Origin of the sequence: Nocardioides sp. AX2bis, assembly GCF_902506435.1 — a bacterium.
Taxonomy (GTDB): domain Bacteria; phylum Actinomycetota; class Actinomycetes; order Propionibacteriales; family Nocardioidaceae; genus Nocardioides.
Genome location: NZ_LR733215.1, coordinates 1,283,509 through 1,303,843, shown reverse-complemented (window position 1 = coordinate 1,303,843; position 20,335 = coordinate 1,283,509). Strand labels below are relative to the sequence as shown.

Annotated in this window: 23 protein-coding genes; 14 read left to right on the top strand and 9 right to left on the bottom strand. The window is 74.4% G+C overall.

Annotated features, from left to right (window positions below; translation table 11 throughout):
- Window positions 1-123 precede the first annotated feature (123 nt).
- Both GV155_RS06220 and GV155_RS06215 read left to right on the top strand, forming a co-directional pair.
- Window positions 124-3,369: a response regulator gene (locus tag GV155_RS06220; RefSeq protein ID WP_160006236.1), complete on the top strand. Its 3,246-nt coding sequence runs from the start codon at window positions 124-126 to the stop codon at window positions 3,367-3,369.
- Between the two features lie 115 nt (window positions 3,370-3,484).
- Window positions 3,485-4,354, top strand: a complete 870-nt coding sequence (locus GV155_RS06215) for a SigB/SigF/SigG family RNA polymerase sigma factor (protein ID WP_236554064.1) — start codon at window positions 3,485-3,487, stop codon at window positions 4,352-4,354.
- Here the strand turns inward: GV155_RS06215 and GV155_RS06210 are convergent.
- Complete coding sequence (locus GV155_RS06210) at window positions 4,284-4,712, bottom strand: hypothetical protein (protein ID WP_160006234.1); 429 nt, start codon at window positions 4,710-4,712, stop codon at window positions 4,284-4,286. The two genes, GV155_RS06215 and GV155_RS06210, sit on opposite strands and share 71 nt — an antisense overlap.
- Before the next feature lie 232 nt (window positions 4,713-4,944).
- Between GV155_RS06210 and GV155_RS06205 the strand changes: the two genes are divergently transcribed.
- Window positions 4,945-5,196 carry a WhiB family transcriptional regulator gene (locus GV155_RS06205; protein ID WP_101524945.1) on the top strand — a complete coding sequence of 84 codons (252 nt, stop codon included), beginning with the start codon at window positions 4,945-4,947 and terminating at the stop codon, window positions 5,194-5,196.
- 76 nt (window positions 5,197-5,272) lie between these two features.
- On the opposite strand, the gene GV155_RS06200 is transcribed toward GV155_RS06205, so the two are convergent.
- Window positions 5,273-6,748, bottom strand: a complete 1,476-nt coding sequence (locus GV155_RS06200) for a sensor histidine kinase (RefSeq protein WP_160006232.1) — start codon at window positions 6,746-6,748, stop codon at window positions 5,273-5,275.
- Between the two features lie 110 nt (window positions 6,749-6,858).
- Between GV155_RS06200 and GV155_RS06195 the strand changes: the two genes are divergently transcribed.
- The 5 genes from GV155_RS06195 (at window position 6,859) to GV155_RS21115 (ending at window position 10,570) form a co-directional block, all read left to right on the top strand.
- Window positions 6,859-7,755, top strand: coding sequence for a DUF2785 domain-containing protein (locus GV155_RS06195; RefSeq protein ID WP_160006230.1), 897 nt, complete (start codon window positions 6,859-6,861; stop codon window positions 7,753-7,755).
- Window positions 7,756-7,792: 37 nt separating this feature from the next.
- A complete protein-coding gene (locus GV155_RS06190; RefSeq protein ID WP_160006228.1) occupies window positions 7,793-9,499 on the top strand; it encodes an acetolactate synthase in 1,707 nt (568 codons plus the stop codon).
- Between the two features lie 2 nt (window positions 9,500-9,501).
- Window positions 9,502-9,984: a GNAT family N-acetyltransferase gene (locus GV155_RS06185; protein WP_236554062.1), complete on the top strand. Its 483-nt coding sequence runs from the start codon at window positions 9,502-9,504 to the stop codon at window positions 9,982-9,984.
- Entirely contained in the window at window positions 9,981-10,388 is a 408-nt protein-coding gene (locus GV155_RS06180; RefSeq protein WP_160006226.1) for a thioesterase family protein, read from the top strand. Before GV155_RS06185 ends, GV155_RS06180 begins: the two co-directional genes overlap by 4 nt.
- 107 nt (window positions 10,389-10,495) lie before the next feature.
- The gene (locus GV155_RS21115) at window positions 10,496-10,570 is read left to right on the top strand and encodes a 50S ribosomal protein bL37 (protein ID WP_420830547.1); all 75 of its coding nucleotides are present in this window, start codon (window positions 10,496-10,498) and stop codon (window positions 10,568-10,570) included.
- 83 nt (window positions 10,571-10,653) lie between these two features.
- Here the strand turns inward: GV155_RS21115 and rsrA are convergent, their stop codons facing one another.
- From rsrA to GV155_RS06160, 4 genes are all read right to left on the bottom strand, one after another.
- Window positions 10,654-10,959 (bottom strand): mycothiol system anti-sigma-R factor, encoded by a 306-nt coding sequence (gene rsrA, locus GV155_RS06175; protein ID WP_160006224.1) that lies wholly within the window; start codon window positions 10,957-10,959, stop codon window positions 10,654-10,656.
- Window positions 10,956-11,597 (bottom strand): sigma-70 family RNA polymerase sigma factor, encoded by a 642-nt coding sequence (locus tag GV155_RS06170; protein WP_160006222.1) that lies wholly within the window; start codon window positions 11,595-11,597, stop codon window positions 10,956-10,958. Before GV155_RS06170 ends, rsrA begins: the two co-directional genes overlap by 4 nt.
- 145 nt (window positions 11,598-11,742) lie before the next feature.
- Window positions 11,743-12,390 carry an alpha/beta hydrolase family protein gene (locus tag GV155_RS06165; protein ID WP_160006220.1) on the bottom strand — a complete coding sequence of 216 codons (648 nt, stop codon included), beginning with the start codon at window positions 12,388-12,390 and terminating at the stop codon, window positions 11,743-11,745.
- Complete coding sequence (locus GV155_RS06160; protein ID WP_160006218.1) at window positions 12,387-13,142, bottom strand: SOS response-associated peptidase; 756 nt, start codon at window positions 13,140-13,142, stop codon at window positions 12,387-12,389. Before GV155_RS06160 ends, GV155_RS06165 begins: the two co-directional genes overlap by 4 nt.
- 168 nt (window positions 13,143-13,310) lie before the next feature.
- Between GV155_RS06160 and GV155_RS06155 the strand changes: the two genes are divergently transcribed.
- The 6 genes from GV155_RS06155 (at window position 13,311) to GV155_RS06130 (ending at window position 17,976) form a co-directional block, all read left to right on the top strand.
- Complete coding sequence (locus GV155_RS06155) at window positions 13,311-13,808, top strand: DoxX family protein (RefSeq protein WP_236554060.1); 498 nt, start codon at window positions 13,311-13,313, stop codon at window positions 13,806-13,808.
- Between the two features lie 8 nt (window positions 13,809-13,816).
- On the top strand, window positions 13,817-15,124 hold the full coding sequence (gene aroA, locus GV155_RS06150) for a 3-phosphoshikimate 1-carboxyvinyltransferase (protein WP_160006214.1): 1,308 nt from the start codon (window positions 13,817-13,819) through the stop codon (window positions 15,122-15,124).
- Window positions 15,121-16,149: a ribosome small subunit-dependent GTPase A gene (gene rsgA / locus GV155_RS06145; RefSeq protein ID WP_160006212.1), complete on the top strand. Its 1,029-nt coding sequence runs from the start codon at window positions 15,121-15,123 to the stop codon at window positions 16,147-16,149. Before aroA ends, rsgA begins: the two co-directional genes overlap by 4 nt.
- Before the next feature lie 31 nt (window positions 16,150-16,180).
- Window positions 16,181-17,062, top strand: a complete 882-nt coding sequence (locus GV155_RS06140) for an inositol monophosphatase family protein (RefSeq protein WP_160006210.1) — start codon at window positions 16,181-16,183, stop codon at window positions 17,060-17,062.
- 49 nt (window positions 17,063-17,111) lie between these two features.
- On the top strand, window positions 17,112-17,543 hold the full coding sequence (locus GV155_RS06135) for a CBS domain-containing protein (protein WP_160006208.1): 432 nt from the start codon (window positions 17,112-17,114) through the stop codon (window positions 17,541-17,543).
- A gap of 64 nt (window positions 17,544-17,607) precedes the next feature.
- Window positions 17,608-17,976 (top strand): FKBP-type peptidyl-prolyl cis-trans isomerase, encoded by a 369-nt coding sequence (locus GV155_RS06130; RefSeq protein WP_160006206.1) that lies wholly within the window; start codon window positions 17,608-17,610, stop codon window positions 17,974-17,976.
- 97 nt (window positions 17,977-18,073) lie between these two features.
- On the opposite strand, the gene GV155_RS06125 is transcribed toward GV155_RS06130, so the two are convergent.
- From GV155_RS06125 to GV155_RS06115, 3 genes are all read right to left on the bottom strand, one after another.
- The gene (locus GV155_RS06125) at window positions 18,074-18,469 is read right to left on the bottom strand and encodes a hypothetical protein (protein ID WP_160006204.1); all 396 of its coding nucleotides are present in this window, start codon (window positions 18,467-18,469) and stop codon (window positions 18,074-18,076) included.
- A gap of 146 nt (window positions 18,470-18,615) precedes the next feature.
- Entirely contained in the window at window positions 18,616-18,900 is a 285-nt protein-coding gene (locus GV155_RS06120; protein ID WP_160006202.1) for an RNA-binding S4 domain-containing protein, read from the bottom strand.
- Complete coding sequence (locus GV155_RS06115) at window positions 18,897-20,204, bottom strand: DUF445 domain-containing protein (RefSeq protein ID WP_328820787.1); 1,308 nt, start codon at window positions 20,202-20,204, stop codon at window positions 18,897-18,899. Before GV155_RS06115 ends, GV155_RS06120 begins: the two co-directional genes overlap by 4 nt.
- Window positions 20,205-20,335: the final 131 nt, after the last annotated feature.

The following is a 20,335-nucleotide window of genomic DNA, read 5'->3' as shown; positions in this document are numbered from 1 at the left end:
CAGCCCGTGGCCGGGAGGGCGTCGTCGTCTGCGAGGCTTGTCGCGAAGCAGCACCCAGGCACCGGCGCCGCACTATCCTCGCTCCCGGGCGGCCCACCAGCGGGCTGCGACCCGGAGGTGCACGTGGACGTCGACCAGGTCGGCAGCCGGATCGTCGAGGCGTTCTCGGACGCCGTGCTGGACCTCGGCCTCGACAGCCGCATCCGCTACGCCAACGCCAGCGCCGCCGCCCTGCTCGGGGCCGAGGACCTCCTGGGCCGCGACATCCGCGACTTCCTCGACGCGGACGGCAAGGTGCACTCCTCGGAGCACCTGGCCCGGGCCGCCGACGGGATCATCCTGGACGAGGAGGTCGACACGCTCCTGGTCCGCGCCGACGGCTCACCGCGCTGGGTGCGGCTGCGCCAGACCGGCCTCCGGGACAACGGCCGGATCACCTCGGTGGTGCTGAGGATGACCGACAACCACCACAACCGGCAGCTGCTGGAGGCGCTCCGCGCCAGCCAGGCCGGGCTGGTGCGCGCGGAGCGGATCGCCCGCAGCGGCAGCTTCACCTGGGACCCGGTCCACGGGCGCACCACCTCCTCGGCCGGCCTCGTCGAGCTCTACGGTGACCACCTCGCCGCGCTCCTCGGCGGGGAACGGGCCCGCCTGCTCGAGATGACCCACCCGGAGGACCACGCCCAGCTCGAGGAGCACCTGGACGCCCTGCTGTCCGGAGCCGGGGACGAGATCGACCTGGAGCTGCGCCAGCTGGGCAGGCACGGCTGGATGTGGGTACGGCTGCGCGCGGAGGGCACCCGCGACGCCGCGGGCGCGCTGGTCGAGGTCACCGGGACCTACCAGGACGTCACCCGCTCACGCGCCGCCGAGGACCGCCTGCAGGACCTGGTGACCCAGAACTCGCTGATGCAGGCGGTCGCGACCGCGGCCAACGAGGCCGGCACGCTCGACGAGGTGCTGCTGCTGGCCCGCGACCTCGTGGTCCTGCACGACGACTGGGACCGGGCGCGCGCCTTCGTGCCCGGTCCGGACGGCACGGGCCTGGTGCCGCACCTGGCGGAGGAGCACCCCGCGTCCGGTGCCGGGGCCGACGACGTGGCCTCGCGCGAGCTGACCACGGCGCTGCGGTGCCTCGACCTCGGCGCGCCCGTGTGGGACGACGAGGACCGCCTGACGATCGCGTTCCCCATCCGCCTCGACGGGGAGGTGCTCGCGGTGCTCACGATCACCTCGCTGCCCCCGCTGCACCGCCACGAGCTCGTCCAGCAGATGGCCGAGCAGGCTGCCGACCTGATCGCCCGGGTCGCCGAGCGCGACCGCGCCCGCGGTCTGCTGGCCGACGCCCGCGACCGTGCCGTCAGCGCCTCGCAACACAAGTCCGACTTCCTGGCCACGATGAGCCACGAGATCCGCACCCCGCTCAACGGCATCATCGGCCTCAACGAGCTGCTCGGGGCCACGCCGCTCTCCGACCGCCAGCAGCACCTCGTCTCGGGCGTCGCCGTCTCCAGCCGGTCCCTGCTGGACCTGATCAACGACATCCTCGACTTCTCCAAGATCGAGGCGGGCCACCTGGACATCGAGCAGGTCGACTTCGAGGTGCGCGAGGTGCTCGCCGAGGTGGGCGGCGTGCTCGGGGAGAGTGCGCGGTCGCGCGGGGTCGACCTCGAGGTCTCCTGCGGACCCGACGTCCCCGAGGTCCTGTCCGGGGACCCGACGCGGATGAAGCAGGTCCTGCTCAACCTGGGCTCGAACGCGGTGAAGTTCACCGCCGAAGGCTCGGTGTCCATCCGCGCCACCGCCGGTCCTGCGGGTCCCGATGACGACGTCACCGTGCTGCGCGTCGAGGTGCGGGACACCGGCGTCGGCGTCACCCCGGACCAGCAGCGCGTGATCTTCGCGCCCTTCAGCCAGGCCGACACCTCGACCACCCGCACCTTCGGCGGGACCGGCCTGGGCCTGGCCATCTGCGCCGAGATCGTCGCGGCCTTCGGTGGCGAGATCGGCGTCGACAGCGTCCCCGGCGAGGGCAGCACGTTCTGGTTCACCGCACGCCTCGACCCGGCCACCGGCAGCACCCAGGACGCCACGTCGGTGCGGGCCCGCGCGGTCCTCGGGGGCACCCGGGTCCTCGTCGTCGACGACGTCCCGCGCAACCGGATGATCCTGGCCGAGCAGCTGGGCTGGTGGGGCGTGGAGGCGACGGAGGCCGCGGGCGGGGCGGCGGCGATGGCCGCGCTCGAGGAGGCCGGCGCGACCGGTCGGCCGTACGACGTGGTGCTCCTCGACCTCAACATGCCCGGGCACGACGGCCTCGACGTGGCCGCCGCCGTCCGGGCCGGCGACTACCCCACGGACCTGCCGCTGGTCCTGCTGACGTCGTCGTTGACCCCGGCGCCCGAGGCCCTGGCCCGGGCCGGCATCACGACGAGCCTGACCAAGCCCGTGCCGTCCTCGATGCTGCGCGACGCCCTGCTCGCCGTGCTGGCCGGCGCCGACGACGCCCCCCGGGACGCACCGGCGGTCCCGACGCCCACCGGGCAGGGCCGGGTGCTGGTGGTCGAGGACAACCTGATCAACCAGATGGTCGCGCGAGGCTTCCTCGAGGCCCAGGGGTACGTCGTGGAGACCGCCGAGGACGGCGAGCAGGCCCTCGACGTCGTGGCCGCCGGCGCCTACGACGCCGTGCTGATGGACGTCCAGATGCCGCGCCTGGACGGGTACGCCACCACCCGCGTGCTCCGCCGGGAGCAGGCCACCACCGGGGACGGGCGCCGGCTCCCGATCATCGCGATGACGGCGGCCGCCGTGACCGGGGAGCGCGAGAAGTGCCTGGCCTCGGGCATGGACGACTTCATCACCAAGCCCGTGTCGGCGGCCGCCCTGGCCGCCGCCCTGGCGCGCTGGGTGCGCTCCCCCGCCGTCACCACCACCGCCACTGCTCCTGCGCCCGAGGCCGAGGCCGAGGCCGCCGGGCCCGCCGGGCCCGCGGCACCCGACGACCCCCACCTCGACCTGGACCGGCTCGCCGACCTGCTCGAGCTCGGCCCGCCCCACGACTTCCTGGACCGGGCGATCGACAACTTCCTGCGCCGCCGGGGCGAGGTGACCGCGGTCCTCGCCGACGCGGTCGCCGCCCAGGACCACGCCCGCCTCGCCGCCGCTGCGCACGAGCTCCGCGGAGGGGCCGCGAACCTGGGGCTGCACGTGGTGGTCGGCCTCGCCCGTCGGCTCGAGGAACGGGCCGACGAGGATGAGTCGGCCGGGTCCGAGCCGTTGCTCGCCGAGCTCGCGGTGGCCCTGGCCGAGGCCGGCGAGGCGATCTCCTCCTACCGGGACTGGTTCCACGCCCGGACGTCCGTCTAGGTGACACAGGCGGTGGGTCCGGCGCGGTCGCCCACAACACCGGTCGGGCCGACCCCGGGCGGGGCAGGTCCTGGCTAGCGTCCTCCCAGCCCCGTACCCGAGCCGAGGGAGCGCCGTGCCGGACACCGCCGACCAGGCCGCGCTGCGCGCCCGCAGCGAGGAGCTGATGGCCGTGGTGGCCGCCGGTGGGCCCGACCGGGCCGCCGCCCGCGAGGCCCTCGCCCTCCTCCACCGGCCGCTGGTCGAGCACTGCGTACGCCGCTTCCGCGGGCGCGGGGCGGACCACGAGGACCTCGTCCAGGTGGGGATGGTCGCGCTGCTGCTCGCCATCGACCGCTTCGACCCGGCGCGGGGGCTGCAGTTCACCTCCTTCGCCGCGCCCACGATCCGGGGCGAGGTCCGGCGCTGGTTCCGCGACAAGGGCTGGGCGGTCCGGGTGCCGCGCCGGCTGCAGGAGCTGCGGGCTCGGGTCAGCACGCTGTCCGCCGAGCTCGTCCAGGAGCTCGGCCGCTCCCCCACCACCGCCGAGCTCGCGACCGCCGTCGGCTGCACCGTCGCGGAGGTCCTGGAGTGCTGCGAGTCCGCGCAGGCCTATGCCACCACCTCGCTCGACGCCCAGGACGGCGATCCGGGCGCCCCTCCCGCGCGGTCGACCCTGCTCGCCCGCGAGGACGACGCACTGGCCGACGTCGTGGTGCGGGAGTCCGTACGCCCCCTGCTGGAGCGCCTACCGCCGCGGGAGAAACGGATCCTCCTGCTGCGGTTCTACGCGGGGCTGACCCAGTCGCAGATCGCCGCCGAGACGGGACTGACCCAGATGCAGGTCTCGCGCGTGCTCTCCCGCACCCTGGCCGACCTGCGTGCCGCGCTCGACCTCCCCCCGGACGCCGGGGCGGTCCGGCCCGGTTCCGGGCTCAGGTCTCGCGGGCCAGCCGCGCCACCGAGGCGGGGTGGACCACCCCGAGCACCGCCACGACGGCGGTGAGCACCAGGGCCCCGGTCAGCAGCAGCGGCAGCTCCTGGCGGTTGGTCCAGGCCAGCCCGAGCTGGATCAGCTGGGCCAGGAGCACCGGCCCCCGGCCCCAGGTCTCGCCACGCAGCAGCGCCCGGGCGGCGGCGAGCAGGAGGACGGCGAAGGCCAGGAAGAACACGCCGACACCGACGCCGAGGGTGAAGCTCTCCCTGGTCAGGCTCGCCAGCTGGAGGACCCCGAGCCCGACCAGCGCCAGCCCCTGGAGCGCGACCAGGGACGCGGCGACCACCAGGGGCGGTGGTGCCGGGTCGTGGCGGGCGGCGGCACCGCCAGGATCCTCGGACGGGTCGGGGGTCGGTCGGGAGGCCACGGGTCGAGACTAGATCGGCACGGGGTGTCGGCAGGGCACTCCGTCTGGGTCGGACGTCCCGAACCTGGCCTTTTGTGACCCACCGAACCTCCTGGGTGCTTGTGCAGGACCCGTTCTGTTGGGAGTCTTGAGGGCGCGCTCGTGAACACCTTCACATCGTGGACGGTCACGCGCGCCCGCAGGCCTGAGCACCCCTGTCTGCACACGTGTGAGGAGAGAGAGAAACCCTGCCATGGATTGGCGCCACCGTTCTGCCTGCCTCGACGAGGACCCCGAGCTGTTCTTCCCGATCGGCAACACCGGTCCCGCGATCCTCCAGATCGAGGAGGCCAAGCAGGTGTGCCGCCGCTGCGAGGTTCGCGAGCAGTGCCTCGCCTGGGCCCTCGAGGCCGGCCAGGACCACGGGGTCTGGGGCGGTCTCAGCGAGGACGAGCGTCGCGCGCTGAAGCGCCGCAACGCCCGGGCCCGCATCCGCACCGCCTGAGTCGCGCGACCAGGGCCGCACGACCAGGCCCGCGCAGCGCGCCCCCACCGCCGTACGTCTCGACGTCCCCCTCGCCTCAGGCGAGGGGGACGTCGATGTCGGCGACCGCTCCGCCGCCCTGGGGGCGGTCACCGAGGTGCAGCCGGCCGCCGAGCTCGGACTGCACCAGGGTCCGCACGATCGACAGGCCCAGCCCCGCCGAGGTCTCGGGGTCGAAGTCGTCGGGCAGGCCCCGGCCGTCGTCGGCGACGCCGATCCGCAACCGGCCCCCTCCGCGGTGCACCCGCACCTCGACGTGCCCCGTCGTGCCGGCGGAGGCGTCGCCGTAACCGTGCTCCACGGCGTTCTGCAGCACCTCGGTCAGCACCATCGCCAGGGTGGTGGCGGTCTCCGAGGGCAGCCGGCCGAACGAGCCCTCGCGGCGGACCTGCACCGGGACCCCGGACGTGCTGACCTCCACCACCATGCCGGCGAGGCGGTCGGCGACGTCGTCGAAGTCGACGTCCTCCTCGACGGTCTGGCTGAGCATCTCGTGCACCACCGCGATGGTGCCCACCCGGCGCACGGCCTCCTGCAGCGCCGCCCGGCCCCCCGGGGAGTCCATCCGGCGCGCCTGCAGCCGCAGCAGCGCAGCGACGGTCTGCAGGTTGTTCTTCACCCGGTGGTGGATCTCGCGGATCGTCGCGTCCTTCGTGACCAGCTCGCGGTCGCGCCGGCGCAGCTCGGTCACGTCGCGGACCAGGATCAGCGCCCCGATCCGCTCACCCTCGGGGCGCAGCGGGACCGACCGCACGATCAGCGCGACCTCCTCGGAGGCGAGCTCGGTGTCGCGGTGCGCCCGGCCGGTGAGGACCGCGCTCAACGTCTCCTCGTCGGGCCGGCGCCGCGGCGGGACGAGGCGGCGCGTGAGGTCGGCCAGGTCGAGCCCGGTCAGGTCTCCCGACAGACCCAGGCGCCGGTAGAGCGACAACGCGTTCGGGCTCGCGTAGGTGACCAGCCCGAACGCGTCGACGCGCAGGAACCCGTCGCCGACGCGCGGGGAGTCCGCGTGGTCGCTGCGCGCCCCGGGCACCGGGAAGTGGCCGGCGGCGATCATCTGGCTCAGGTCGTCCGCGGTCTGCAGGTAGGTCAGCTCCAACCGGCTCGGCGTACGCACACCGTGCAGGTTGGTGTTGCGGGTGATCACCGCGATCACGCGACCTGCCCGCACCACCGGGATCGACTCGACCCGCACGGGCACCTCGTCGCGCCACTCGGGGTCGCCCTCGCGGACCAGTCGTCCGCTGGCGTACGCCTCCTCGAGCAGCGGCCGTCGTCCGGCGGCGACGAAGGTGCCGACCACGTCGTCGACGTAGGCGGTCGGCCCGGTGGTGGGCCGCATCTGGGCGCCGGCCCAGAAGCCGTGGCCGTCTCGGTCGGGCAGCCAGAGCACCAGGTCGGCGAAGGACAGGTCGGCCACGATCTGCCAGTCGGCCTGCAGCAGCTGCAGCCAGGACACGTCGTCGTCGTCGAGGTCGGTGTGGCTGCGGACCAGCTCGAGGAGGGTCGGCACGGGGGAAGCCTAGGAGAGGCCGGCGACACCGGCGCGTCCGGTCGGTCGCGCCGGCTACGAGGTACCGGGACCGGGCACATCGACCCCGGGTCCTCAGGCATCATGTCGGCATGACCCCGGCGCAGCTGACCCAGATCGTCGACGCCGACTTCGCCGTCCCGGCCGACCGCCCGCTGGCCGACGTCACCGCCGACCTGATCCGCGCCCTCGGCGACCCCGACCCGGTGCTGCGCGACGACCTGGCGCTGCCGGTGCTGGCCACCTGGATCGAGCGTGGCGTCTACGACGACCTGCTCGTCGGGCTCGGCGACGGCCTGGCCACCGGGCTGCTCCCCGGCATCGGCGAGCAGGGAACCGGCTCGGTCTTCCGGCGCAGCTTCTCCGCGCTCGCCCTCGCGGAGTGCCTGCAGCGCGACACCGGGGTGCTGCGCGTCCCGAGCGGGAAGGTCCTGGAGTGGGGCGACCGCCTGGCCACCTGGTTCCTGGCCGAGCAGGACACCCGGGGACAGGTCCCGGGGCACGGCTGGGCGCACGCGGTGGCCCACGGCGCCGACGCCCTCGGCGTCCTCGCCGGCTCACCGCACCTGGGTCGCGAGGAGCTCGAGGTCGTCCTGGAGGTGCTGGCCGACCGCCTCGTCCGGCCGAGCACGACCCCCGAGGACCTGCTGGTGGCCGGGGAGCCCGACCGGCTCGCCTCGGCCGTGCTGGCCGTGCTCCGGCGCGACCTCGTCCCCCTCGACCACCTCGAGGGCTGGGTGGCACGCCTGACCGACGCGGCCGACGCCGCGGTCACCGGCACGGGCGACGGGACGGACGGGACCGTGGTCGAGGACCCGTACCTCGCCGCGGGCAACCTCCAGGCCTTCCTCCGGGCGCTCCACCTCCAGCTCGTCCTGGCCCCGGACCCGCCCGAGGTGCGCTCCGACCTGCTGCTGCTCCTCGTCGACGCCCTGCGCCGCACCAACCCGTACACCCTCGCCGTCCCCGCGGCGACCACCGCCGTCTGAGCCCTCCGGCACCGCGCGGTCTGGGTAGCCTGCGGGCATGACGACGACGTCCGGCCCGACCAGCCCCTCCGACGCCCCCGACGCAGCCGGTCCGGAGGACACCCTGCGCGGCCACGCCGGCCAGCTCGCGGTCGCCGCCGCCCGGGCGCACGGGGTCGAGACCCTCTTCACCCTCTCCGGGGCGCACGTCTTCCCGATGTACGACGGCGCCGTCACCGCCGACCCTCCGATGCGGCTGCTCGACGTCCGCCACGAGCAGACCGCCGCCTTCGCGGCCGAGGCCACCGGCAAGCTCACCCGCACCCCGGGCCTCGCGGTGCTCACGGCCGGGCCCGGCGTGACCAACGGCGTCAGCGCGATCGCCCAGGCCCAGTTCGCCGGGTCCCCGATGGTCGTCGTCGGCGGCCGGGCGCCGGCCAACCGCTGGGGCAGCGGGAGCCTGCAGGAGCTTGACCAGCCGCCGATCCTGGCGTCGATCTCCAAGCAGGCCCGCACCCTGCACACCGCCGGCGAGGTGCTCGGCGGGATGGAGGACGCCTTCGGGGCGGCCGGGTCCTCCCACCGCGGCCCGGTCTTCGTCGACGTGCCGATGGACCAGTTCTTCGACACCGCCGAGGGACCGCGTCCCACCGGTGCCCGGCCGGCGCCCATCGAGCCCGACGGCGAGGCGGTCGTGCGCATCGCCCGGCTGCTCGCCGAGGCCCGCCGGCCCGTCGTGGTGCTCGGCACCGACGTCTGGGCCGACGGCGCGGAGGTCGCCGCGCTGCGGCTGGTCGAGCAGGCCGGCCTGCCGGCGATCACCAACGGGATGGGCCGCGGCGTCGTGCCGGGCGGCCACCGGCTGCTGGTGACCAAGGCCCGCAGCGCCGCGCTCGGGGGCGCCGACCTCGTCTTGGTGGTCGGCACCCCGTTGGACTTCCGGCTCGGCTACGGCGTCTTCGGCGGCAAGGACGACACCACGCCCGCCCGGGTCGTCCACGTCGCCGACTCCCCCGGCCAGGTCTCCACCCACGCCGACCTCGCCGACTCCGTCTCCGGCGACCTCACCACCGTGCTGGACGGCCTGCTGGCCGCGCTGGAGCGCGGCAACCGCCCCGACTGGGGCACCTGGGTCGGCGAGCTGCAGGGCACCGTGGCCAAGGCCGTCGAGCGGGACTCGGCCCTGCTGGCCGCCGAGGCCGACCCGATCCACCCGGCCCGCATCTACGGCGAGCTGGTCCCGCGCCTGGCCGAGGACTCGGTCGTGATCGGCGACGGCGGCGACTTCGTGTCCTTCGCCGGCAAGTACGTCGAGCCGAAGCGTCCCGGCGGCTGGCTGGACCCGGGCCCGTACGGCTGCCTCGGCGCCGGGCTCGGCGCCGCCATCGCCGCCCGCCTGGCCCGACCGTCGGCCCAGGTCGTGCTGCTGCTCGGCGACGGCGCGGCCGGCTTCTCGCTGATGGACGTCGACACGCTGGTGCGGCACGACCTGCCCGTGGTGATGGTGATGGGCAACAACTCCGCCTGGGGCCTGGAGAAGGGCCCGATGCAGATGCTCTACGGCTACGACGTGATCGCCGACCTGGCGCCGCGCACGGCCTACGACGGTGTCGTCAAGGCCCTCGGCGGCGCCGGGGAGACCGTGACGGACCCCCGCCAGATCGGGCCCGCGCTCGACCGGGCGTTCGCCTCGGGCGTGCCGTACCTGGTCAACGTGATCACCGACGTCGAGGCGGCCTACCCCCGCGCCACCTTCGGGATCTGAGGGTGCGTGTCCGGCGTGTGCGCGAGGACGAGCTCGCCCGGGTCGGGGCGATGACGGTCGCGGCGTACGCCCCGTTCCTCTCCCCCGACGACCCGTACGCCCTGCGCCTGGCCGACGCGGCCCGCCGCGACCGCGAGGCCGAGGTGTGGGTGGCCGTCGACGAGGCGGGGCAGCTGGTCGGCAACGTCACCGTCTGCCCGTCGGGCTCGGTCTGGCGCGAGCTGGCCGAGGACGACGAGGGCGAGCTCCGGATGCTCGCCGTCGACCCCGTCGCCCAGCGCCGTGGGGTCGGCGAGATCCTCACCACCGCGGTGGTCGAGCGGTTCCGGGCCGAGGGCGCCACCGCCGTGGTCCTGTCCAGCATGCCCACCATGGACGCCGCCCACCGGCTCTACGAGCGGCTGGGCTTCACCCGCCGACCCGACCGCGACTGGGCCCCGCTGCCCGACGTGGCCCTCATCGCCTACGCCCGGGAGCTCCCATGACCGACCCGACCCCGCCCGACCGCGCGAGCCTCACCGCGGTGCTGCGCTTCACCGTGACCGACGACGACACCGCCGCCGCCCTCGGCTCCGGCACCCTCGCCGTGCTGGCCACGCCGCGGCTGCTGGCGTGGTGCGAGGCTGCGACCTGCGCGGCGCTCGAGCCGGTCCTGCCGCCCGGCGGCACGAGCGTCGGCACCCGGGTGGTCCTCGAGCACCTGGCGGCCAGCCCGGTCGGCCGGCGCCTCGAGGTCACCGCCTCGGTCGCCCACGTCGACGGCCGGCTGCACCGCCTCACCGTCGGCGCGCGGCACCTGGAGGGGGACCGACCGGCGGCCGTGGTCGGCGCCGGCGAGGTCACCCGGGTCGTCGTCGACGCCGAGCGGTTCCTGGGCCGGCGGCGCTGACCGGCGGCGCTGACCGGCGGGCTCCCGGCGGGGCGCCACGGGCACCCGATTAGGGCGGCGCACCGGCGTCTGGGAGGATCAGGCGTTCGCGATCCGAGGAGGACACCATGGGCAAGACCGGCCGCAAGCGTCGCTCACGCCGCAAGAAGGCAGCAAACCACGGCAAGCGCCCCAACACCTGAGCGCTCACCGCGCACACGAGCCCCCCGCCTCACGGCAGGGGGCTCGTCTGCGTTCGGGCGTCGGATGACGGCCGCCGCGGCGCTCAGCCCTCGCTGAGGCGGACCTGCACCTGGCGGATCGAGACCCGGACGCGCTCGCGCAGCGCCTCGGGCGCCGGCTCCGCACAGGACCGGGCGACGACCGCCTTGACGGTGCGCTGGAGGTCGTAGCGCTCCAGGCACGGGTTGCAGGTGTCGAGGTGGACGCGCACGGCGGCGCAGTCGGCCGCGTCGAGCTCGTTGTCGAGGAAGTAGACGATGCGCTCGAGGTACTCCGCACAGTCCTGGTCGTCGGGAGCGACCCCTGCCTCGTGGGCGTGCGCCTCGTGGGCGTGGTCCTGGTCGGTCATCGCTTGCCACCTCCGCGGGCGTAGTCGGAGAGCATGTCGCGCAGCTGGCGGCGACCGCGGTGCAGGCGCGACATCACCGTCCCGATCGGGGTGTCCATGATCTCCGCGATCTCCTTGTAGGCGAACCCCTCGACGTCGGCGAGGTAGACCGCGAGCCGGAACTCCTCGGGCAGGCGCTGGAGGGCGTCCTTGACCTCGGAGTCGGGGAGGTGCTCGAGGGCCTCGGTCTCGGCAGACTTCAGCCCGACCGAGCTGTGGCTCTCCGCCCGGGCCAGCTGCCAGTCCTCGACGTCCTCGGCCATCGACTTCTGCGGCTCGCGCTGCTTCTTGCGGTAGGTGTTGATGAAGGTGTTGGTGAGGATCCGGTACAGCCACGCCTTGAGGTTGGTCCCCGGGCGGAACTGGTGGAAGGCCGAGTACGCCTTGGCGAACGTCTCCTGGACGAGGTCCTCGGCGTCGGCGGGGTTGCGGGTCATCCGCATCGCAGCGCCGTAGAGCTGGTCGAGGAACGGAAGGGCGTCGCGCTCGAAGCGCGCACCACGGTCCTCCTCGGACTCGGTGGCGACGTCGATGTCGGCCGGGTCGACGGTGGAGGGCTCGTCGGGCTCGATCAACGAGGTGGGGGCGGTGTCAGTCATCGCACCCCAGCCTAGCCTCGGCTCCGTTCGCCCGTCGGGCGGCAACAGCATCACGATCACGAGGGTTGAACAGGCCGCACCGTGGACTTTGTTCCCGGCCGCTCCCCGTGCACACCCGGCGGGGTGGCCGGATCGGGGCGCGGGGTCAGCGCACGGCGGCGGGGATCTCGCGGGCCAGCCACTCCAGGGTGGCGCCGACGACGAGGCCGGTGGCCTCCTCCTCGGTGATCGGGCCGCGCTTGTGCACCGTCAGGCCGTGGTCGGCGTCCGGCACCACGACCACGTCGAGACCGGGCAGGTCGGGCAGCTCCTCGGGGCGGCCCATCTCGTCCCGCTCGCCCTGCACCACCAGGGTCGGCAGGCCGACGCCACGCAGCTCCTCGACCCGGGACTTCTCCGGGCGCCCGGGAGGGTGCAGCGGGAAGGAGAGGGCCAGGCAGCCGGTGGCACCCATCCGGCGGGCCAGCCGCGCGGCGCTGCGGGCCCCCGCGGAGCGGCCTCCGACCACGAGCGGGGTCCGGATCCGCAGCCGGTCGTAGGCGGTCATCAGGGCGGCGTCGAGCGTGGGCGGCGCGGTGGCGACCCGGCGGCCCGCGCGGCGCCAGGGCTGCTCGAAGCGCACGACCGTGACGCCCTGCTTGGGAAGGTGCCGCGCCAGGGCCGCCAGGTCCCGGCTCTCGATGCCGGCGCCGGCCCCGTGGTTGAGCAGCAGCGTGGCCCAGGGGCGGACGGCCCGGTCGGTGACCAGGCGTCCCTCGCCGTGGGCGGTGTCGACCAGCAGCTCGCTGCTCACGTCACGACCTCCTCGAGGGGCAGCGGCTCGGTCAGCGCGGCGCCGTTGTTGCGCACGTTGCCGACCGCCGCCGAGACGGGGTACGCCTCCAGGCGCCCCGGAGCAGCGGGCTCGAGCAGGTCCAGGACGCTCTCGCGCGGCGCCGTCGGGTCCAGCCAGTCCGACCACCGGTCGCGGCCGACCATCATCGGCATCCGGTCGTGCAGGTGACCGAGGTCGTCCTCGGCCGCGGTGGTGATCACGGTGCAGGTCCACCGGAACCGGTCCGGGTCGTCCTCGGCCCGGTCGGGGTCGCGCCAGATCTCGTACAACCCGGCCATCGCGAGCACGCCGCCGTCACGGGGGCGGATGTAGAAGGGCTGCTTGCGGGGCTTGCCGGCCTTGGTCAGCTGCGAGGTGGGGTACCACTCGTAGTAGCCGTCGGCGGGCAGCAGGCACCGTCTCGCGGCCAGCGCGCGGCGGAAGGCGGGCTTCTCGGCGACCGTCTCGCGGCGGGCGTTGATCATCCGGCTGCCGATCGCCGGGTCCTTGGCCCAGGACGGGACCAGGCCCCACCGGAGCACCCGCAGCTGGCGCTGCGCGGCGCCGGGCTCCTCGACGTCCTGGCGGACGCGCTCCAGCACGGCGTAGACGTCCTTGGTGGGCGCGACGTTGTAGTCGGGCTCCAGCGGGGCCGGCACCCGGTCGTCGACGACCTCGAACTCCTCGAGCAGGTCCTCGGGCCGACGGCTGGAGGCGTAGCGACCACACATGCCCACGACCCTAGCGGCGCCCGCCGACGCCGGTGGCGCTCGGACGCGGGGTCGCGAAGCGCCCGCCATCCGCCCACCATCGGCCCACCATCCGCCCGGGCGAGGCACCCGGCCGCGTGATCCGGTAGGAAGGTCCCCATGTCCTTGAGCCGTACCCTCGCCCGCCCCATGATCGCCAGCATGTTCGTCGTCGGCGCCGCCGACGCGCTGCGCAACACCTCCGCCGCCGCGGAACGGGCCAAGCCCGTCGCCGACCAGCTGATCGGGCTCGGCAAGAAGGCCGCCCCGACCGCGCCGATCCCCGAGGACACCGCCACGCTGGTCCGCATCAACGCCGGCGTCCAGGTCGTCGCCGCCCTGGGCCTGGCCACCAACCGCGCCCCGCGTGCCTGCGCGCTGGTCCTCGCCGGCTCGCTGGTGCCCACCACGCTGGCCGGCCACCGCTTCTGGGACTTCTCCGGCGAGAAGGCCAAGGAGCAGCGCCAGCACTTCGTCAAGAACGTCGCCGTCCTCGGTGGCCTGATCATCGCCGCCGGCGACACCGACGGCGCCCCCGGCGTGACCTGGCGCGCGAAGAGGGTCGCCAAGGACGCGCGCCGCGAGGCCGGCCACCTGGCGAGCACCGCCAAGCTCGAGGCCAAGCTGGCCAAGGCCAACCTCACCTGAGCGCCTCGATGACCCCCGCGCGCCCGGACCACCCGGCCGACCCCTGGCCGGCCCCCCGGGCCCGCGGCCCGGTCCACGCCGTCGTCTCCCTGCCCGGGAGCAAGTCGCTGACCAACCGGGCCCTGCTCCTGGCGGCGGTCGCCGACGGCCCCTCGGTCGTGCGGCGCGCGCTGCGCTCGCGGGACACGCTGCTGATGGCCACCGCGCTGACCGGGCTGGGCTCGGTGGTCGACACGACCGGTGACGACTGGGCCGTCACCCCGGCCACCTTCGCCGGGGACGCCGAGGTCGACTGCGGCCTCGCCGGCACGGTGATGCGGTTCGTGCCGCCGGTCGCCGGGCTGTCGACCGGGACGGTGGCCTTCGACGGCGACCCGCACATGCGCAACCGACCCGTCGGGCAGGTGCTGACCGCGCTCCGCACCCTCGGCGTCGAGGTCGACGACGGTGGGCGTGGCGGCCTGCCCTTCGCGGTCCGCGGCCGGGGCGCGGTGCCCGGTGGCCGGGTGGTCCTGGACGCGTCCGGCTCGTCGCAGTTCGTCTCTGCGCTGCTGCTGGCCGGCGCGCGGTACGACCGCGGCGTCGACCTCGTCCACGAGGGCAAGCCGGTGCCGTCGCTGCCCCACGTCGAGATGACCGTGGCGATGCTGCGCCAGCACGGTGTGGACGTCGACGACAGCGACGCCGACCGGTGGCGGGTCTCCCCCGGGCCGGTCGCCGCGGTCGACCACGACATCGAGCCCGACCTCTCCAACGCCGCACCCTTCCTCGCGCTCGCCGCGGTCTCCGGGGGCTCGGTGGTGGTCCGGGGCTGGCCCACGTCGACCCACCAGGCCGGCGACGCCCTGCGCGACATCCTGGCCGCGATGGGCTGCACCGTGGAACGCGTCGACGAGGGGCTGCGGGTCACCGGTCCCGAGCCGGTGCCCGGCGCAACCTCCGGTCTGCAGGGCGTCGACCTGGACCTGCACGACGTCGGCGAGCTGGCCCCGGCCGTGGCGGCCCTGTGCGCGGTGGCCACCTCCCCCTCGCACCTGCGCGGGATCGCCCACATCCGCGCGCACGAGACCGACCGGATCACCGCGCTGGCCACCGAGCTCGGCGCCCTCGGCGCGGACGTCGAGGAACGCCACGACGGGCTGTCCCTGCGCCCGGCCACGCTGCACGGCGGCACCTGGCACACCTACGCCGACCACCGGATGGCCCATGCCGGGGTGATCGTCGGGGCGGCCGTCGACGGGGTCCTCGTCGAGGACGTCGCGACGACGGGCAAGACCTTCCCCGACTTCGCCGGCTTCTGGTCCAGCCTGCTGTGACCGGGCGCCGGGGTCGCTACACCGACCAGGACCAGGAGCACTACGAGCGGCCGCGCCGGCGGACCCGCCCGCGCACCAAGGAGCGGCCGTCGTACGACGACGCGGCCGACGGCGTCGTCGTGACCGTCGACCGCGGGCGGTACTCCCTGCTCGTCGACGGGGTGCCCGTCTACGCCGTCAAGGCCCGGCCCCTGGGCCGCAAGGGCGTCGTCGTAGGCGACCGCGTCCGCGTGGTCGGCGACGTCTCCGGGGACGAGGGCGCCCTGGCCAGGGTGGTCGAGGTCAACGAGCGCAGCACCGTCCTGCGGCGCACCGCCGACGACGACGACCCCGTCGAGCGGGTGATCGTCTCCAACGCCGACCAGCTCGTCGTGGTCACCGCCCTGGCCGACCCCGAGCCGCGCCAGGGGCTCGTGGACCGGGCGCTCGTGGCGGCGTACGACTCCGGGATGACCCCGCTGCTCTGCCTGACCAAGGCCGACCTGGCCGGGCCCGAGGAGTTCATGTCGACCTACCGGGCGCTGCACGTGCCCTGGGTCGTCACGCAGCGCGACGGCGACCTCGGTGAGCTGCGGCGGCACCTCGCGGGGCGCACCAGCGTGCTGCTGGGCCACAGCGGCGTCGGCAAGTCGACCCTGGTCAACGCGCTCGTGCCGGACGCCGACCGCGAGACCGGCGGCGTCAACGTGGTCACCGGCCGCGGTCGGCACACCTCCACCTCGGCGGTGATGCTCGGTCTGCCCGCACGCGACGGCGAGGAAGACGTCGACGGGCAGGGCGGCGGGTGGATCGTCGACACCCCCGGCATCCGCAGCTTCGGACTGGCCCACGTCAAGCCCGAGACCCTGATCGGGGCGTTCCCGGACCTCGCGGCGGAGACAGGTTCGTGCCCGCGCGGGTGCACCCACGGTGAGGACACGCCCGAGTGCGGCCTGGACGACGCGGTGGGACGGGGCGACGTCGACGCCGAGCGCGTGTCGTCCTTCCGGCGGCTGCTCGCGGCGCGCAGCGTGCCGGCGTACTGACCCTGGACGGTGCGGCGGCTAGCCTGCCCACGTGGCCACCGACTACACCGACGACCTCCGGCTCGCCCACGTGCTGGCCGACGACGCGGACTCGCTGACCACCGCGCGCTTCAAGGCCCTCGACCTGCACGTGATGAGCAAGCCCGACCTGACCCCGGTCACCGACGCCGACCAGGCCGTCGAAGAGGGCATCCGCCGAACGCTGTCGCGGGTCCGCTCCCGCGACGCCGTGACCGGCGAGGAGCAGGGCAGCACCGGCAGCGGGGCGCGGCGCTGGATCGTGGACCCGATCGACGGCACCAAGAACTTCGTCCGCGGGGTGCCGGTGTGGGCCACCCTGATCTCGCTCGTCGTCGAGGACGAGGTCGTGCTCGGCGTCGTCTCGGCCCCGCAGCTGCAGAAGCGGTGGTGGGCCTCGTCGGGCAACGGCGCCTGGACCGGCCGCTCGCTGCTGAAGGCCACCCGCTGCCAGGTCTCCGACGTGCGTCGCCTCGAGGACGCCTCGTTGTCCTACTCCTCGCTGAGCGGCTGGGACGAGCGCGGCCGCCTCGACGACATGATCTCGCTGATGCGCCGGGTCTGGCGCACCCGCGCCTACGGCGACTTCTGGTCCTACGTGCTGCTCGCCGAGGGTGCCGTCGACCTCGCCGCCGAGCCCGAGCTCGAGGTGTACGACATGGCCGCCCTGGACGTCATCGTCCGCGAGGCCGGCGGCCGGTTCAGCTCCCTGGACGGCACCGACGGGCCGTTCGGCGGCAACGCCGTGGCCAGCAACGGCCACCTGCACGACGCCGCGCTGTCGTTCCTCGGCTCGCTGTCCGACGACCATGCCGGCGACGCCGACTGGCCCTCGCGCGGCGGGGGGTCCGTCTCGGACCTGCGGGGCCGCCGGCGTCACGACCCCGAGGTCTGACCGACCATCGGCCCTGGTCAGGGTGGCGTGGTGTGGATACGGTCACGCCATGCGGATCGCCGACCTGCTCCGGACCAAGCCCGACTCCACCGTGGTCACCGTCACCCCGGAGGCGGGTGTGCGCGAGCTGCTGCGGCTGCTCGCCGAGCACAACGTCGGCGCGCTGGTGGTCAGCGCGGACGGCACCCGCGTCGACGGGATCGTGAGCGAGCGCGACGTCGTGCGCCGCCTCCACGCCGACGGCACCGTCGTCGACAACACCGTCGGCGCGATCATGACCACCGCCGTCGAGACCTGCTCCCCCAGCACCTCGCTCGACGAGGTGATGCTGACGATGACGGAGCGGCGGATGCGTCACGTCCCGGTCGTCGACGACGGCCTGCTGGTCGGGATCGTGTCGATCGGCGACGTGGTCAAGCACAAGATCGGGCAGCTGGAGTTCGAGCGGGACCAGCTCGACAGCTACGTGCGTCAGCCCTGACGCGCAGGTACGGCCGGCGCAGGGCCACCCCACGCCCACCCGTACCGGCCTCTAGGGTGGAGCCATGAGCAAGCCCGAGATCGACTTCCCCGACTTCGACCCGCCCGCCGACCTCCAGGTCACCGACCTCACCGAGGGGGACGGCGCCGAGGCCGCGGCCGGCCAGACCGCGACCGTGCACTACGTGGGCGTGGCCCACTCGACCGGCGAGGAGTTCGACGCCTCGTGGAACCGCGGCGACCCGCTGCGCTTCAAGCTCGGCGCCGGCCAGGTCATCGCCGGCTGGGACCAGGGCGTCCAGGGCATGAAGGTCGGCGGCCGACGCCAGCTCGTGATCCCGCCGCACCTCGGGTACGGCGACCGCGGTGCCGGCGGCGTCATCAAGCCCGGCGAGACGCTGATCTTCGTGGTCGACCTCGTCGCCGTCTCCTGACCCCACCCCGACCGCCGCACGCGCCACGACGCACGACGACCCGCCACCCCACGTGGGGTGGCGGGTCGTCGCTCGTCCGGGGTGCCCCGGGCACGGATCAGGGCAGGGAGACCTTGACGGTGCACGCGCCGCCGGTGCGCAGGTTCTTCGCGCGCAGCTTGTAGGTGTCGGTGCCCGCGGTGTTGCGGCGGTCCCGGTCCAGGTCGATGTCGTTGTCGTCGTCGCCGCCGATGGTGCGCACGACGTTGACGAAGCGGTCGCCGTTCTGGAACAGCTTGATGCGCCAGCGCTCGCCACGCTGGCCGTTGTCGATGTCGACCTGGACCTCGTGGCGGTTGTCGTCGCGCTCGGCCTCGAGCTTGACGTTGGCGCCGGCGCAGGACTTCTGGTTCTGCACGGCGGCGGCGGGGCTGGCGCTCAGGGCGACGGCGGGCAGGGCCAGCAGCGAGGCGGTGGCGGCGGTGGCGGTGAGGCGGCGGGCGGTGCTGATCACGAGGTCCTCCGGGGATGGTGGCCGGACGGCGTCCGGCGATGAGGGAAGACTGCAGGCCCTCGATGAGCCGACCGTGAGCCGGCGATGAGGTCTCTCTCATCAAACGCTCAACCACGTCCCGGGCCCCTGGCCCGGAGGGCAGGCAGCTACCAGGGCAGCCCGTCGTCGAAGGTCTTCTCGTCCGCCACCCGCGCGGCCGCAGCGACGGCTCCCCCGGGCTCGTCGTGGAGCGCGACGACGTCGCCGACCTTGAGCTGACGACCGCGGCGGGTGTCGACCTCGCCGTTCACGCTGACGCGGCCCGCGACCACGACCGGCTTGGCCTCGGCGCCGGAGTCGACGAGGTTGGCCAGCTTCAGGAACTGGCCGAGACGGATCACCTCGTCGCGGATCGGGACGTCGTACGGGTCGGCTGCGCTGGTCCCGGTCATGGGACCAGGATGCCCAGCGCGTGGATGACCACGCCCACCAGGCCCCCGACGATGGTGCCGTTGATCCGGATGAACTGCAGGTCGCGGCCCACGTGGAGCTCGATGCGGCGGGCCGCCTCGTCACCGTCCCAGCGCTCGATGGTCTGCGTGATGATGCTGGTGGCCTCCGCGCCGTACCGCTTGACGCCGAAGACGACGGCGTCCGCGACGAGGGTGTCGACGCGCTCGCGCAGGGCCGGCTCGGCGTCGAGGCGGGCGGCGAACCGCTCGACCTCGGTCAGCAGCCGGCGACGGACGGCCCCGTCGGGGTCGGCCAGCGACCCGGTGAGCGCGCGACGCAGCGCGTCCCACAGCGAGATCGCGGTCGAGATCACCGCCGGGTGGTCCAGCAGCCGGTCCTTGAGCGCCTCCGCGCGGACCGCGGTGTCGCTCCCGTCGTGCGAGAGGTCGTCGGCGAGACGGGCCAGCATCTGGTCGAGGGCGTAGCGCGCGCGGTGGTACGGGTCGTCACGGATGTCGGCGACCCACTTGACCATCTCGACGTGGATCCGCCCGATCACCCGCTCGTTGACGCTGGTCGGTGCCCACCAGGGCGCCCGCTCCCCCAGCACCTCCGAGACCGTCTCGGGGTTCTCGGCCAGCCAGTCGTGCAGCTCACCGAGGGCCAGGTCGACCAGCCCGACGTGCACCCGGTCCGAGAGGACCTCGCCGAGCAGCCCGCCGAGGAGCGGGGAGATCGGCTCCTCGCGGAAGCGCGGCACGAGGGCGTCGTTGACCAGGCTGGTGATGTGCTCGTCACGCACCTTGCCCAGCGCGATCGCGGCGACCTCGGAGGCCTCGTCGACCACGGTGCGCGCGTGCGCCGGGTCGGCCAGCCAGGTCCCGACCCGGCGGCCCACCTCGGCGCTGGCCAGCCGCTCGCGGATGACGTCCTCCTGCAGGAAGTTCTCCCCCACGAAGTCCTGCAGCCCGCGGCCGAGGTCGTCCTTGCGGCGCGGGATCAGCGCCGTGTGCGGGATCGGCAGGCCCAACGGGTGCCGGAAGAGCGCGGTGACGGCGAACCAGTCGGCGATCGCACCGACCATCGAGGCCTCCGCGCCGGCGTTCACGAAGCCCCAGAACCCCTCCCGGTCCCGGGTCAGCACGAAGACGATCGCGGCCAGCACCAGCAGCGACAGCGCCACCAGGCGCATCCGGCGCAGGGCCGCCGCCCGCTCCACGTCGGCTGGGCTGACGGCCGCGCCACCCGGCCCGTCGGGCCGTCCCTCGGACGCCGCAGCGGGCTCGGTCGTGGTCAGGCTCATGGTCCTCATCCTTGCCGAGGCCACCCAGGCCGCGCCACGCACCCGTGGCAGCACCGCGGCCGGACCGCCGTCTGACAGGATTCCGCCCATGCCCGAGCCCACCTCCCCCGCCGTCGACCACCCCCGGACCG